The organism is Streptomyces monticola (assembly GCF_042665355.1).
GTDB classification, from domain to species: Bacteria; Actinomycetota; Actinomycetes; order Streptomycetales; family Streptomycetaceae; genus Streptomyces; species Streptomyces monticola.
In genome coordinates, this window is the sequence record NZ_JBHTCF010000016.1 from 182472 (window position 1) to 196885 (window position 14414).

9 protein-coding genes are annotated in these 14414 nt (G+C 72.2%); 6 read left to right on the plus strand and 3 right to left on the minus strand.

Annotation, left to right across the window (positions count from 1 at the left end):
- Positions 1-7: 7 nt before the first annotated feature.
- Entirely contained in the window at positions 8-4375 is a 4368-nt protein-coding gene (locus ACFQVC_RS30945; RefSeq protein WP_381836767.1) for an SAV_2336 N-terminal domain-related protein, read from the plus strand.
- A gap of 50 nt (positions 4376-4425) precedes the next feature.
- Here ACFQVC_RS30945 and ACFQVC_RS30950 read toward each other — a convergent pair whose 3' ends face one another.
- Positions 4426-5715: an MFS transporter gene (locus ACFQVC_RS30950; RefSeq protein WP_381836769.1), complete on the minus strand. Its 1290-nt coding sequence runs from the start codon at positions 5713-5715 to the stop codon at positions 4426-4428.
- Between the two features lie 294 nt (positions 5716-6009).
- Entirely contained in the window at positions 6010-7545 is a 1536-nt protein-coding gene (locus tag ACFQVC_RS30955; RefSeq protein WP_381836771.1) for a hypothetical protein, read from the minus strand.
- A gap of 679 nt (positions 7546-8224) precedes the next feature.
- Here ACFQVC_RS30955 and mreB point away from each other — a divergent pair.
- The 3 genes from mreB (at position 8225) to ACFQVC_RS30970 (ending at position 11205) form a co-directional block, all read left to right on the plus strand.
- The gene (gene mreB / locus ACFQVC_RS30960; protein WP_381836773.1) at positions 8225-9262 is read left to right on the plus strand and encodes a rod shape-determining protein; all 1038 of its coding nucleotides are present in this window, start codon (positions 8225-8227) and stop codon (positions 9260-9262) included.
- A 64-nt stretch (positions 9263-9326) separates the two neighbouring features.
- A complete protein-coding gene (locus ACFQVC_RS30965; RefSeq protein ID WP_381836775.1) occupies positions 9327-9578 on the plus strand; it encodes a CBU_0592 family membrane protein in 252 nt (83 codons plus the stop codon).
- Positions 9579-9594: 16 nt separating this feature from the next.
- Positions 9595-11205, plus strand: coding sequence for a GAF domain-containing protein (locus ACFQVC_RS30970; protein WP_381836777.1), 1611 nt, complete (start codon positions 9595-9597; stop codon positions 11203-11205).
- Here ACFQVC_RS30970 and ACFQVC_RS30975 read toward each other — a convergent pair.
- Positions 11183-11653, minus strand: coding sequence for an STAS domain-containing protein (locus tag ACFQVC_RS30975; RefSeq protein ID WP_381836779.1), 471 nt, complete (start codon positions 11651-11653; stop codon positions 11183-11185). The two genes, ACFQVC_RS30970 and ACFQVC_RS30975, sit on opposite strands and share 23 nt — an antisense overlap.
- A gap of 287 nt (positions 11654-11940) precedes the next feature.
- On the opposite strand from ACFQVC_RS30975, the gene ACFQVC_RS30980 reads away from it, so the two are divergent.
- Together ACFQVC_RS30980 and ACFQVC_RS30985 are read left to right on the plus strand one after the other, a co-directional pair.
- Entirely contained in the window at positions 11941-12540 is a 600-nt protein-coding gene (locus ACFQVC_RS30980) for a chemotaxis protein CheB (protein WP_381836781.1), read from the plus strand.
- Between the two features lie 4 nt (positions 12541-12544).
- Positions 12545-14407 carry a CheR family methyltransferase gene (locus ACFQVC_RS30985; protein ID WP_381836783.1) on the plus strand — a complete coding sequence of 621 codons (1863 nt, stop codon included), beginning with the start codon at positions 12545-12547 and terminating at the stop codon, positions 14405-14407.
- The last annotated feature ends 7 nt before the right edge of the window (positions 14408-14414 follow it).

Here is a 14414-nt window from a genome sequence, read left to right on the forward strand (position 1 = left end):
GACCTCCATGCCATCTGAGCCCGCCGGTCGCCCCGGCCCCGTCACCCGCCTCGCCGACCTCCTGGCCGAGGCGCGCGTCGGGGTGCGCCCAGGCGGCCGGGAGCTGGCCGAACTGCTGTGGCTGGCAGGGCAGTTGGACCCGGACTCGCAGGAGGGCGCGCAGTCGGATGCGCAGGCGGGAGGGGAACCGTCCACGGCGCCCGAACCGCCCGCACGGCAGCCATCGGACCGGACCGGTGAACCCGCCGGGACCACCCCCGCCCCACAAGCGCCCGCACCCGGCCCGCAAACCCTCGAACGCCCCCCGCTCCCGCCGCCCGGCCCCCGCCCCCGCGTCCCCCTCCATCTCCCGGGACCGGCGGCGGACCGCGACGGCGGCCGTGGTCACACCCCGCTCATGGCCCCCGCCCCGCCGATGCTCTCGCACCCGCTCGCGCTCCAGCGCGCCCTGCGCCCGCTCAAGCGCACCGTGGACGCCCCTTCGGGCCTGGTCCTCGACGAGGAGGCCACGGCCCACCGCATCGCCACCGTCGACGGCGAGCCCCGATGGTGGCTGCCGGTGCTGCGCCCGACGCCGGAGCGCTGGCTGCGTCTGAATCTGGTGCACGACACGGGCCCGACGATGCCGGTCTGGCGCCCCCTGGTCCGTGAACTGCGCGACGCCCTCGCCCAGTCGGGCATCTTCCGCACGGTCGCGGTGCACCGCGCGGACCCGGACGGCCGGGTCCACCACGACGGCGCCCCCGCCCCCGTGGACGGCCGCACCGTCACCCTCGTACTCAGCGACTGCATGGGCCCGCAGTGGCGGCCGGGACCTGCGGGCGAGCGGTGGTACGCACAGCTGCGCCACTGGGCCACACGTATGCCGCTCGCCGTGGTCCAGCCGCTCCCGGAACGCCTGTGGCGCACCACGGCGCTCCCGACGACCCCCGGTCTCCTCTCGGCCCCGGGCCCGGCGGCCCCGGCCTCATCGCTCGCTTTCCAGCCGTACGACACCGAGTCGGGCGCCACGAAGGGCGCGTTCCCGCTGCCCGTCCTCGAGCCGACAGCACTCTGGCTCGGCCACTGGTCACAGCTGGTGGCGGATGCGGGCGGGCGTCAACTGCCGGGTTCGGTCGCCTTGTTGAGCCGGAACCCGGCCACGCGCCCCACTCCTGAGGCCGACCGTCTCGACCCGGAAGAGCTGGTACTCCGCTTCCGCGCCCTCGCCTCCCCCGAGGCCTTCCGTCTCGCGGGCCATCTGGCGGTCGGCCGCCCGGAGTTACCGGTGATGCGCCTCGTGCAGGCCGCGATCGAACCGACCCCGCAGCCCCAGCACCTGGCGGAGGTCATCCTCAGCGGGCTCCTGACGACCGCGCCGTCGGGCCGGCCCGGCGCGTACGACTTCCGTCCGGGCGTTCGCGAGCTGCTCCTGCGCACCCTGCCCCGCACGGCCCACAGCCGCATGGAGCAACTCCTCGCGCGGGTCGGCAAGTTGATCGACCGGCAGGCCGGAGTCAGAGCGGGCGAGTTCGCGGCGGTGGCCCCCGGGGGCGGCAGAGGCGGCCCGGCGCCCGAGGGCGAGGCGTTCGCGACGGTACGCGAGGAGAGCGTGCTGCGGCTCGGGGGCCGGGGCCGCGCCGCCGAGCCCGAATCCGGCCCGGAACCCCGGCCCCTGATCGCGGGCAGGTACCGCCTGGAGCGGGCCCTCGGGGAGCACGGCAAATACTGGCTCGCGCGGAACGAACGCGCCGGGGACCAGGTGGTGCTGCGCCTGCACGACCGCAACGCCCTCGGCCTGCCCGAAGAGTTGCCCGGATCGGTGCCCGAGCACCCGAATCTGGTGCGGGTGCTCGACGCCGGCACGCACGACGGCAAGCCGTTCCTGGTCATGGAGTACGTGGAGGGGCCGCCCCTGTCGACGTACCGCACCCACGCCCGGGAGACCGTCGAGTTCGGGCACCAGCTCCTCGACGCGCTGACCGTCCTGCACGAGGCGGGGATCGTGCACGGCAGGCTCGTGGCGGAGAACGTCATCGTCGCCCCCGACGGCACCCCGAAGATCAGTGGCCTCGCCCTCCACGAGCGCCCCGGCAGCAGCCGCGAGCGCGATCTGCGCGCGCTCGGCTCCCTCCTGTCCCGGCTCGCCGACCACCAGCGCTGGGACCACGGCACCGACATGCCGTCGGCCTTCCGGTCGATGGTGCGCGCGCTGAAGTCCGGCATGGTTCCGTACCAGCTGATCTTCACGCCGGGGCCCCCGTACCGCGTGCTCGGCCCCTTGGGGCTCGGCGGCGTCATGTGGCGCGCCCGCCATTACGAGACCGGCCAGGACGTGGCGATCCAGACCTTCCCCAGCGGCTTCGGGCAAGGGGACCCGGATGACGCCGACTTCGGGACGACGGCCCGCAGACTCGCCGCGTTCCAGCACGAGAACGTGGTACGCGTCCTCGACTGGGGCATGGCGCACGGCATGCCCTACCTGGTCACGGAGCAGGTGGCGACGGACATCTCCCTCAAGGAGCTGCTCGACTCGCACGGCGGGACCGGACTGCCCGACGACCTGTTCATGCCGATCGCCGCAGGCCTCGCGGCAGCGGTCCTGGCCCTGCACGCCGGGGGCCTGCGTCACGGTGATCTGACGGCCGCTCACATCCTGGTCGCTGAAGGCGGACGGCCGGTGGTGTGCGGTTTCGCCCTCGGCGCGAACCGGTCCACCTCCCGCAGGGACGACCTGCGCAGACTCGGCGGCCACGTCCAGGCAATGGTGACGGGACTCCGGCCCACGTACGAGCGGTTGAGCGCCCCCGAACTGGCCCCCGACCCCAGCGGCTGGCACCGTGAGCTGGCCGACGTCATCAACGACCTGCGGTTCGCGCGCGTGGGCCGGGCCGCACAGGCGGCCGAGCAGCTGACGCGGCTGAGTACGCGGACACCGGGCGCGCGGGAACCGGACAGCCGCGCCCCGAGGTTCTACCGCCTCTTCGGCCGCGTCCGCATCGAAGAGAGCGGCGCGACGAAGACGGTCGGTACGCCCGGCTCGGCCGAGGAATCCCTCCTGTGCGCCCTGCTGCTCAGCCCCGGCCAGATCGTCAGGTACGACGAACTCCGGGAAGACGCCCGCCTTCGTGAACGGTGGCAGGCCCACGCACGCGCGCTGGAAGAGGAGTTGGGCCGCGAGACCCTTGTCGCCGGGGACGACGGCGCCGTCCTGCACCTGCGCGACGGCGACACCACCGACATCCAGCGCATCGACGAACTCACCGACTCCGCCCGGCAGGCCCGCTACGTCGGCGACCTGCCCCTGAGCCGACTCCAGGTACAGCGGGCCCTCGACCTCATGCAGGAAGAACCCCTGCCGGGACAGCGCGACGCCGCCGCACGTGCCGCACAGCGCCACTTGCGCGAGCTGCTTCTGACCCTCCAGCTCACCCGCGCCGAACTCGACCTGGAACTCGGCCAGTTCCAGCTCGTCGTCGACGACCTGGAAGGCGTCCTGCTGCAGCACCCGGGCCATCCGGACGCGGTACGCCTTCGGATGCTGGCCCTGCGGGCCCTGAACCGGACGGCGGAAGCCCTCGACGTGTACGAGGACTACGAGAGCCGCCACCAGTCCCCCGCCGACGTCGACCCGGTCCTCGCCGAGCTGCACCGCGAACTGCGCGCGGCCCACGCGCCCACCCCCGCGCCCACCGGCGTCGACCTCCCAGGGACCCACCCCCTCACCCGCGCCGAAACCGTCATCCTCGGCTTCGACGGCCCACTCGTCCGCCTCTACGCGAACACCCCCGCCGCCACCGCCGCCCGGCAGCTCACCCAGCTCATCACCGAACTGCGGGACGTGGAGGAGTCATTGAGCGGGGTGCGGATCGAGCCCGTCCTCCTGGAGGGCACCGTGCATCCGCTCGACGTCCTGCGCACGTACGCCCGTCACCGCGTGGGCGAGGACCTGCGCAGACGGCTCGACGAGATCGAGATGAAGGCGGTGCGCGGGGCCCGCCCGAACCGGCAGGGCGAACACCTCCTGCACGCACTGACCGCGTCGGGGCGGCGCGTCGCCGTCGCCTCCGACACCTCGCACGACGTCATGGCGTTCTGGATGGGGCACCGTTCCCTCACCGTGCCGGGCGGCATCATCGGCCGCCCCGACGACCTGGGCCGGCTGATGCCCGACCCCGCCTCCCTGCTCCGCGCCCTCGCTCCCCCCGGCCTCCCCGCCCCCGAAGGAGCGATGATCGGCTCCTCCCTCGCGGAGTACGAGGCGGCCCGCCGCCTCGGCCTCGGCTTCATCGGCTACGCCTACAACCGCACGACCGGCGACCGCCTCCGCTCGGCGGGCTGCGGCCTCGTCGTGGACTCCCTCGACCAGCTCGTGGAGCTCATCCGCTCGGAGTGAGCACCTCCGCCCACGCTGGAGCCCCCCGGCGCCTGGAGCGCGTTTCTCACCTACGCCTCGGGCGACCGCGCGTCGTAACGGGCGAATCGCCGCCACTTCAGCGCGAGCAGCCCGACCGCCACGACGCACGCCAACCCGCCCCCGGTGATGGCCACTTGAGGCGAGCTGAGGTCGGCCACGGAGCCCGCGAGGAAGTCGCCGAGGCGGGGCCCGCCCGCGACGACGACGATGAACACCCCCTGCAGCCTGCCCCGCATCTCGTCCGGCGTCGCCGCCTGCAGCATCGTCGACCGGAACACCATGGAAATGGTGTCGGCGCAGCCCGCGAGCGCGAGGAAGCACATGCCGAGCCAGAGATTCCGGGTGAGCCCGAAGACCGCGATGGCCGTCCCCCACCCGGCCACCGACAGCAGGATCGCCAGACCGTGCCGCCGGATCCGGCCGAGCCAGCCGGAGAACACCCCGCCGAGCAGCGCGCCCACGGCGGGCGCGGCGACAAGCAGGCCCGTCGTCTTCGCGTCGCCCCCGAACCACAGCACCGCCACCGCCGGGAACAGCGCCCGGGGATGGGCGAGGACCATCGCGCACATGTCGGTGAAGAAGGTCATCCGCACATTGGGCCGGGTCGCGAGGAAGCGCAGGCCGTCCACGACGGATGCGCGCTTGGCGACGCCCTCGCCCCGGTCCGGCTTCATCGCCGGCAGCCGCCACATCGCGTACAGGGCGGCGCTGAAGGCCACGGCGTCGATCAGATACGCGGCCTGGTATCCCCAGAGCCCGACGATGAGGCCGCCGAGCATCGGCCCGAACATCGTGCCGGACGTGGTGGTCATGGAGTTCAGGGCGTTCGCCGCGGGCAGCTGCTCGGGCGGCAGGAGCCGCGGGATCATCGAGGTGCGGGCCGGGGAGTTGAGCGCCGCGCACACCGCCTGCAGGGACACGATCGTGTAGAGCAGCCACACCTTGTGGAACCCGGCGAGCGCGGACACCGCGAGCACCACGGACAGCACGCAGAGCCCGGTCGAGCTGGCGAGCCCGAGTTTGCGCCGGTCCACGGTGTCGGCGATGGCACCGCCGTACAGACCGAAGACCACGAGCGGTACGAGCGAGAAGAGGCCGACGAGCCCGACGGAGAAGCTGGAGTGCGTGATGTCGTAGACCTGCAGCGAGATCGCAAGCGCGGTCATCGCCTGGCCGAGCCAGGAGACGGTGTTGCCGATCCACAGACGCCGGTAGTCGACGGAGGTCCGCAGCGGAGTCAGATCCGCGAGAATCCGCCGCCGCGGCCTGCCTTCCGGTTCTCCCGGTATGTCACTTGGGCCACTGCCCTGAGAGGTCACGCTGGTCACAGCGGATGCTAACCCGCCACGCCGGGCGCCCCGACAGGGGCGCGGGGAACTGCGCGACAAACCACGACGCACCCGCACACAACAAACAACCACCCGGGACAAACACCCCATCAGGGGCGCGGGGAACTGCGCAACAAACCACCACGCACCCGCGCACAACAGACAACCACCCGGGACAAACACCCCATCAGGGGCGCGGGGAACTGCGCACCCCGCCGCACCACCACGCACCCGCACCCGCACCCGCACCCGCACCCGCACAAGACAGTCAACCCCGCGGAGCGCTCAGCATCGGCCCCGATAAGCGATCCGAGGCAACGGAGCCGGCTCCGGAGCCAGCGCCCGGTTGCGCAGATACGCCAACGCCGCATCCACCCGCGCCGAGCGCAGCGACTCATGGCAGGGCACCAGCATCCTCAGCTCCTCCCCCGCCGCCGCGTAGTCCCCGGTGCCGAGCCGCTGATGGGCCAGCTCGATCCGGATCAGCGCACGGGAGCGCTGCTCGACCGGCAGGCGCAGCGACAGTGAGAGTTCGAGCGCCGACACGGAACGGCGCAGGTCGCCCTCGGCGCGGTGCATACGGGCGCGCTGGTAGAGGAGGGCACCGAGCGAGTACGGGCCGTTCTCGTCGTCGTCGCCACGGTCGATCCAGTACTCCGCACCGTCCATGTCCTTGACCGCCCCGCTCCCGTCACCGGCCACCGCACGGGCGACACCGCGCTGGGTGAGGAGAAAGGCCCGCGTACCGGCACCGGCCCGGTCGAAGCCGCCGTCCACCGCGGCCTCCGCAAGGGCCAGGCACTCGGCGGTGCGCCCCAGTTCGAGCGCGAGGACGCTCATGTCGCGCAGCGCCATGGCCCGCAGCACCGGATCGCCCGCCTCACCGGCGAGCGCGCAGGACAGTTCGAGCGCGCGCTGGGCGGCACCGTGACCGAGGTCGTCGGCCCAGGCACGGCCGAGCATCCGGCACAGCCTGGCCGCCTCGTTGCGTCCGGTGCCCGGCAGTTCACCGACGATCAGCTCACGCGCCGCCCGGCCGCCGTTGAGTTCGAGGACCCTGAGCGCGGCCGGAAGGACGGATTCAGGTGTGCCGCGGGCGGGCCGGGGGCCCGGCACCCCGGGAAGCCCGGACCGCTCCCGGCCCCGCTCCCGCTCGCGCTCCGACGGCATCGCGGCCGACGGACCCGCGGCCCCGGCCCCACCCGTGCCCGTTCCAGGAGGAGGCGGCGGCACGCCGGGCGCCCGGTAGGCGAGTTCCCGCAGCCGCCGCAGCTGTCTCGGATCCCGGTGCTCACGGATCAGCTCGGCCAGCTCACGCCGTGCCCCGCCCCCCGCGCGCCCCCGTCCCTCGGTGCGCGACATCTCGGGTACGTATTCGGTGCCGAAGCCGTGCTGCCCCGGCAGGTCGTACGCCGCGGCGGGTCCCGGGTCGCCGTACACCACCTGCCGCGCGACGCAGGCCCCGTACTCCGCGGCCCCGTCGGCGTAGCCGCTGTAGCCGCCCGGACCCCGCCGGGCGGCGCCCCCTGCCGCCTCGGCGGAGCCCGCTCCCGCGCCCGCACCGGCCGGGACGAGACCCAGTTCCTCCGCGCTGACCAGACGGCCGAGCCGTTTGGCGAAGACCCGGACGAGGAGATCCCTCGCCGGGTGGCGCGGCCGGGTGCCGGCCAGCCAGTGCGAGACGTTGGACCGGTCGTACGTGACACTCAGGCCGGCCTGGCGGCCCGCCGCGTTCACGGCCCTGGCCAGCTCGGCCCCGCTCCACTGGGCCTCCTCAAGCCGTGCCCGCAGCAGGCCGTTGGGTGTTCTCCGCGCGCCCATACCCCTCCTCGCCCCTCCCGGTCGCACTGTGCAGTCCGTCGGAACCGTCGGTCCCGCCCCGCCACCCATGAAAGGCGGGACGGGACCGCTCCCCTTTTCCCCCCAGGAGCCACGTCCACCGCCCCCACGACAGTGACCGCGACCCCGGTCCGGTCGGTCACGGTCGCCAACCGGCGATCGTGACCGACGGTGCCTTCCTCGCACCGAGGGGGACATTTCCATCCGCACCGTGACCGGAACAACACAGCATGTGACCGACTTTCAACATCAACGGCCAAAAACCGGTGGGGTGTTCGAGCCCGCCCCAGCGGATTGGGGCTCGCCACCACACCGGTCACGTCCGCAAATGGCCGAAGAGCACCGCTCCACGCGAAGGCCCCGCCGTCGAACGCGCCCCGGAAGGACCCTCGCACCCCGGCGGCGAACACTTCCCACAGGCCCCCTCCGAGCCGGGCGCCTCCCCCGCCCCCGGTGCCGCGTCCGCACGGGTGGCCACGGACGGGCAGCACAAACCCGGCCCGAGGGGAGCGGCTGAGTCTCCGTCACAAACCACCCGTGCAGCGGAGCCCCGCCCGGCCCACCCCACCGAGCGCCGGACCCGGCAAGGCCCCACGATGCCAAGAGAAGCGCCGCCGCCCGGCGGCACTTCCCACGGTCTGCGCTCTCGGGAGGATCTGCCATGACCGTCAGCCTCGACCAGTTGCGCCGCTGCCACCTGGGCGTCGATCTGGGTGCCGCCCGCACCCGGGTCTTCGTGAAGGGCGCCGGTCTCGTCGTGGACGAGCCGAGCGTCGCCGCGGTCAACACCAAGACCGGCGCACTGATCGCCGTCGGCGAGTTCGCCGAGCGGATGACGGGACGTACGCCGGGATACATCCGGGTGGTACGGCCGGTCTCCGGCGGCACCGTCGTCGACATCGACATGGCCCAGCGGATGCTCAGCCATCTCCTGGACGAGAAGCTGCGCCGCACCCTGCGCCGCAAGCCACGCCTTCGCGCGGCCGCCTGTGTGCCGCACGACGCGGACCCGCTCGCACAGCGCGCGGCGACCGAGACGCTGATCGGGCTCGGCGCGCGCCGCGTCGAGCTCGTGGACACCCTGATCGCGGCGGCGGTCGGCTGCGGACTGCCGGTGGAGCGCCCCGAAGCCACCATGATCCTGGTCTGCGGCGCGGCGACCACGCAGGTCGCGGTGTTGTCGATGGGCGCGATCGTGACGGCCGAGCGGATCCCGGTGGGCGGCGACGCCATCGACCACGCGATCGTCCAGCATCTGCGCCACCAGCACGAGTTGATGCTGCCGAGCCAGTCGGTACGGCCCCTGCAGCTGGCGCTCAGCGGCAATGGCCTGACCCCGCAGGGCCCGGAGTCCACCGAGATCCACGGCCGCGACGTGGCCACCGGTCTGGCCCGCTCGGTGCAGGTGCAGACGGCCGCGGTACGGGACGCCATCCACACCCCGCTGACCGCCGTACTCGACGGCATCGGCAAGGTGCTCCGCACCTGCCCGCCGGATCTGGTCGCCGACCTCGCCGACCGCGGCATCATGATGGTCGGCGGCAGCGCGCGGCTCCCGGGCCTCGACCAGATGCTGCGTTCGGCCACGGGGATGCCGGTGCACATCGCGGAACGCCCCGACGTGTGTGCGGTACTCGGTCTCGGCGCGATGATCGAGGGCCGGATCGAGCCGATGCACCTGGACCCGCTCACCGACTGAGCACCGACTGAGCCCCCTCCGCCGTAGCGCTCCGTCGAGGCCGAAAGCGACGTACACCGTGTCCATGTCCCTGCAGCTCGTCGGCGCCGTCATGATCCTTGCGGCGTTCGTGCTCGCCCAGTCGGGCCGGGTCGCCTTCGGCTCCGCCCGCTATCTGTGGCCGAACTTCATCGGCTCCTCCCTCCTGGTCATCGACGCGACGGCCGGAAACCAGTGGGGATTCGCCCTGCTTGAGGGGGCCTGGGCGCTTTACTCCCTGCTCGGTTTGGTGGACTGGGCACGCGGCAGACCGGCGAGCGGTCAGGAAGCCGCGTGACCGGGAGGGTGCGGGCATGGCAGTGGACGACGATGGTGCGGAAGTCTCGGTGGAGCGGGAGCCCCTGCTGCTCGAAGCGGTTCTGAGCGTCGGCACGGACCTCGAACTCCGCGCCACCCTGCAGCATCTCGTGGACGCCGCGACCGAGTTGACGGACGCCGCGTACGGGGCGCTCGGCGTGATGGACCCCGACCGCGGCGGCGGGCGGCGGCTCACCGAGCTGTTCACGGCGGGCATGGACGAGGCGACCCGGGCCGGGATCGGACAGCTGCCCTGCGGCGACAAGGGGCTGCTCGGCGTTCTCATCCAGGACCCGAAGCCACTGCGCGTGGCCGATCTGACCGCCGACCCGCGGTCCTGCGGCATGCCGGCGGGCCACCCCCCGATGCACAGCTTCATCGGCGTCCCGGTCCTGGTGCGCGACGAGGTGTTCGGGAATCTGTATCTGACCGAGAAGCGCGGCGGCCCGTTCACCGCCGAGGACGAACGCCTGGTGCGGATCCTCGCCGCGCAGGCCGGTATCGCCATCGGCAACGCGCTGCTCTTCGAGAACGCCCGCCAGCGCGAACGCTGGATCGAGGGCGCCGCCGCGGTCACCACGGCGCTGCTCGACGGAACCCGCAGCGACGATCCGCTGATGGTCGTCGCCGAGCAGGCCCGCAAGCTCGCCGCGGCCAGCGCGGGGGTGATCCTGCAGCCCACCGACGAAGGCGGCATGGAGATCGTCGCAGCCTCCACCCAGGGAGACCCGGGCGCCCTGATCGGCACCACGATCTCCCCCGGCAGCCCGGTCCTCGAACAACTCCTGGGCGGACAGGCGGTGTTCGTGGACGACTCGGCGACGGACCCGCGGATGACCACGGCGGTACGAGAGCGCTTCGGGCCGAGCATGCTGCTTCCGCTGCAGAGCGGCGGCCGGCTGATCGGGACCCTGGCCCTGCCCCGCACCCGCGGCGCGCGCGCCTACACCCCGGTGGAGCGGCTGCTCGCCACCCAGTTCGCCTCGCAGGCGGCGCTCGCCCTGGTCCTCGCGGACGCCCGGCAGAGCCGCGAGAAGCTCGCCGTGTTCGAGGACCGCGACCGTATCGCCCGCGATCTGCACGACCTGGTCGTCCAGCGGCTCTTCGCCACCGGCATGATGCTGGAGTCGACCCAGAGCCGGGCGCGGATCCCGGAGGTGGGCACCGCGATCAGCCGAGCGGTGGACGAGCTGGAGTCCACCATCCAGGAGGTCCGTACCGCGATCTTCGCCCTGCAGCAGCCGCCCGCCGACGCCCCGACGAGCTTTCGCGGCAAGGTGCTCAAGGAGGCCGCGGGCGCGGCGGCGCTGCTCGGCTTCAAGCCGTCCACCCGGTTCACCGGCGCCGTCGAGAACCGCATCCCGGAACCGGTCGCCACCCAGCTGCTCACCGCCCTGCGCCGCGCCCTGGCCACCGCCTCACGCCGGCCGGGCGTCGCACAGATCCGGATCACGGTCGACGCGCAGATCCATCTGCCCGACGGACGCGAGGGAGTGCGCCTCACGGTCTACGACGACGGGGACACCCGCGGCGCCCACGGCACCGGCAGCGCAAGCGGCACCGACGGCACCCGCGGTACGACCGTCACGTCGCAATGGCCTCTGTAAGGCTCGCCACCGGCCGGAACACATCGAGCACCCGGGCCGCCCTCAGCACCCGCAGGACCAGCGGCCGGTCACAGACCACGGTGAGGCGGCCCTCGCGTTCAAGGACCCGGCTCCGGATGCGGGCCAGCAGACGTACGCCCGAGCCGTCGAAGAAGTCGACCCGCCGCAGATCGACGATGAGCGCGAGCCGGGGCCCGGCGGTCACGGCGTCGAGCAGCGGGCCGATGCGCAGCGCCGTCTCCAGATCGATCTCGCCGCGCAGTTCGGCGATGAGACGGGTCGCGGTGCGGTGGATGCGCAGCTGGGCGTCCGGTTCGGGCCCGAGGCCGCGCACCGCCTCGTCGTAGGCCCCCCGTTCCTCCCGGGCCGGGGCCGGCGTCCGCTGCGCGGGGACGGTGTCCGACGCCCGGCGGTGCGGGGCAGGCTGAGGATGAGGATGCTGATCCACGGCGGTGTCCCTCTCGGCGACGAATGGCTCCCCTGCCTCGGACGGTCACGGCAGAAAGTGCCCAACGGTCCGAGAGCCACCAGGGGCCGGGGTGGACAGCCCGCAGCGTACGAGCTGAGCCGGGGGGCGTGGGATCCAGAAACGTTTCCCACCCCCAACTCAGCACTCCTTCAGGCGTATTTACGAGCAGACGCTTGACACTCCGCTCACTGAAGAGTCGCTCGGCGTTCCACTCCGCGAGGGGCCGCCCGGCTCTCAAGGCGAAGCCCCGCGGCTAGGCTCGGACCGTGACGTCTGAAGAGCCCACGGCGGACGGATACGCCGCCGTCACGGTCGCTTCGTCGGCCGGCGGCATCCGCGGCCTCAGCACGCTTCTGGGCGCGCTCGGCCCCGCTCTGCCGGTGCCCGTTCTGGTCGTCCAGCACCTCGACCCCCAGCACCGCACGGCCATCGCCGAGATCCTCGGCCGCAGGACCCCGCTCGATGTGAAGCTGGCGGAGAACGACGAGCACGCCCGCCCCGGCACCGTCCATATCGCCCCGCCCGACCGTCATCTCCTCATCACCGCCGACGGCGTCCTGGCCCTCACCGACGCCGCGCGCGTGAACTTCGTACGCCCCTCGGCCGATCTGCTCTTCAGGTCGGCCGCCGAGGTGTACGGACCCCGGGTCATCGCCTGCGTCCTCACCGGCACGGGTCACGACGGAGCCGTCGGGGTGGACGCCGTGAAGTCGCGCGGGGGCACGGTGATCGTGCAGGATCCCAGGACGGCAGAATTCAGCGGTATGCCGGAAGCGGCGGTGGGTACGGGCGCAGTGGACCGCGTGCTGCCCCTGGACGAGATCGCCGCAGCGATCCGGGTACTCGTGGAGACCAAGAGGCAGTGAAGTGATGGCCGAGACGCAGGGTGCAGAGACCGACGACGAGCTGGAAGAGCTCCTCGGCTTCCTTCGGGACACCCGCGGATTCGACTTCACCGGGTACAAGCGCACCTCGCTCGGCCGCCGGATCCGCAAGCGTATGGCCGATGTGGACCTCGACTCGTACGCCGACTACCGCGACCGGCTCGAGACCAACGCCGATGAGTTCAGCACCCTGTTCAACACCATCCTGATCAATGTCACCTCGATCTTCCGCGACCCGGACGCCTGGAACTTCCTGCAGCGCGAGGTGCTCCCCGAGGTGCTCGCGCAGTCGGGCGGCGACGAGATCCGGGTGTGGAGCGCGGGCTGCTCGAGCGGCGAGGAGGCCTACTCCCTCGCGATCATGTTCGCCGAGGCCCTGGGCATCGACGAGACCATCGGGCGCGTCAAGATCTACGGCACGGACGTCGACGACGAGGCGCTGCGCGACGCCCGCGGCGGCCTCTACCCCGCGCGCACCCTCGAGCCCCTCTCGGCGCAGCTCCGCGACAAGTACTTCGAGCGCAACGGCGCCCGGTTCAGCTTCCGGCCCGATCTGCGCCGCCGGGTCATCTTCGGCCGCCACGACATCACCAGGGACGCCCCGATCTCCCGGCTCGACCTCCTGGTCTGCCGCAACACGCTGATGTACTTCAACGTGGAGGCGCAGACCCAGATCGTCGACCGCTTCCACTTCGCGCTGCGCGACGGCGGCTTTCTGTTCCTCGGCCGCGCCGAGATGCTCCTGAACGACTCCGACCGCTTCGAGGTGATCAGCAAACGGCAGCGCTTCTTCCGGCGCCGCCCGAGCGACACGGCCTCGCCCTTCCACTCCCCTCACATGAACATCAGGCCGGGCACGGGCCCCGAGAAGCCGACGGCGGCCCGCAGCCGCCAGCTGCGCGATCTGGTCCTGGACGCCATCCCGTCCCCGCTGATCTCCGTCGACAGCGACGGCACCGTCGTACTGATCAACACCAGTGCCCGCAACGAGTTCGGCCTGACTCCGAACGACGTGGGCCGCCCTTTCCAGGACCTGGAGATCTCCTACCGCCCCGTCGAACTGCGCTCCCTCATCGAGCAGGCCACCCACGAGCGCCGAACGCTGCGGGTCAACGGCGTGGAGCGGCGGGCCGGCGAGGACCGGCAGTACTTCGACATCCTCCTCGAGCCGCTGATGCGCGAGAACGGCCTGCCGTCGGCCACCCTCGTCACCTTCAACGACGTCACCGTCGCCACCCAGCTGAAGGCCGAGAACAAGCAGGTTCGCGAGGACCTCGAGACGGCGTACGAGGAACTCCAGTCCACCAACGAGGAGTTGGAGACCACCAACGAGGAACTCCAGTCCAGCATCGAGGAACTGGAGACCACCAACGAGGAACTCCAGTCCACCAGCGAAGAGCTGGAGACCACCAACGAGGAACTCCAGTCCAGCATCGAAGATCTGCAGAGCGTCAACCAGGAGATGCGGCGGCGCACCGAGGAGCTGGACGAGGCCAAGGCCTCGCTCGAAGGCGTCGTGGAGTCCATCGCCGCCGGAGTCGTCGTCCTGGACGCCGCCCTGAAGGTCAAGCGGTGGAACAGCGGTGCCGTCGACCTGTGGGGCCTGCGCACCGACGAGGTCGCCGACAAGGACTTCTTCGGGCTCGACTTCGGCCTGCCCGTCGACCGGCTGCGGCCCGTGGTGCAGGAGTGCGTCACCACGGGCAAGCGGGTCGGCCCGGCCAGCGTGCCCTCCGTGAACCGTCTCGGCCGCTCCTTCGACTGCCAGGTGGTGTGCAGCGCGTTCAAGGGCCACCACGGCGGAGTCGTCCTGCTGATGGAAGAGAACAGGACCGGCCTCAACAGCTGACGCCGGG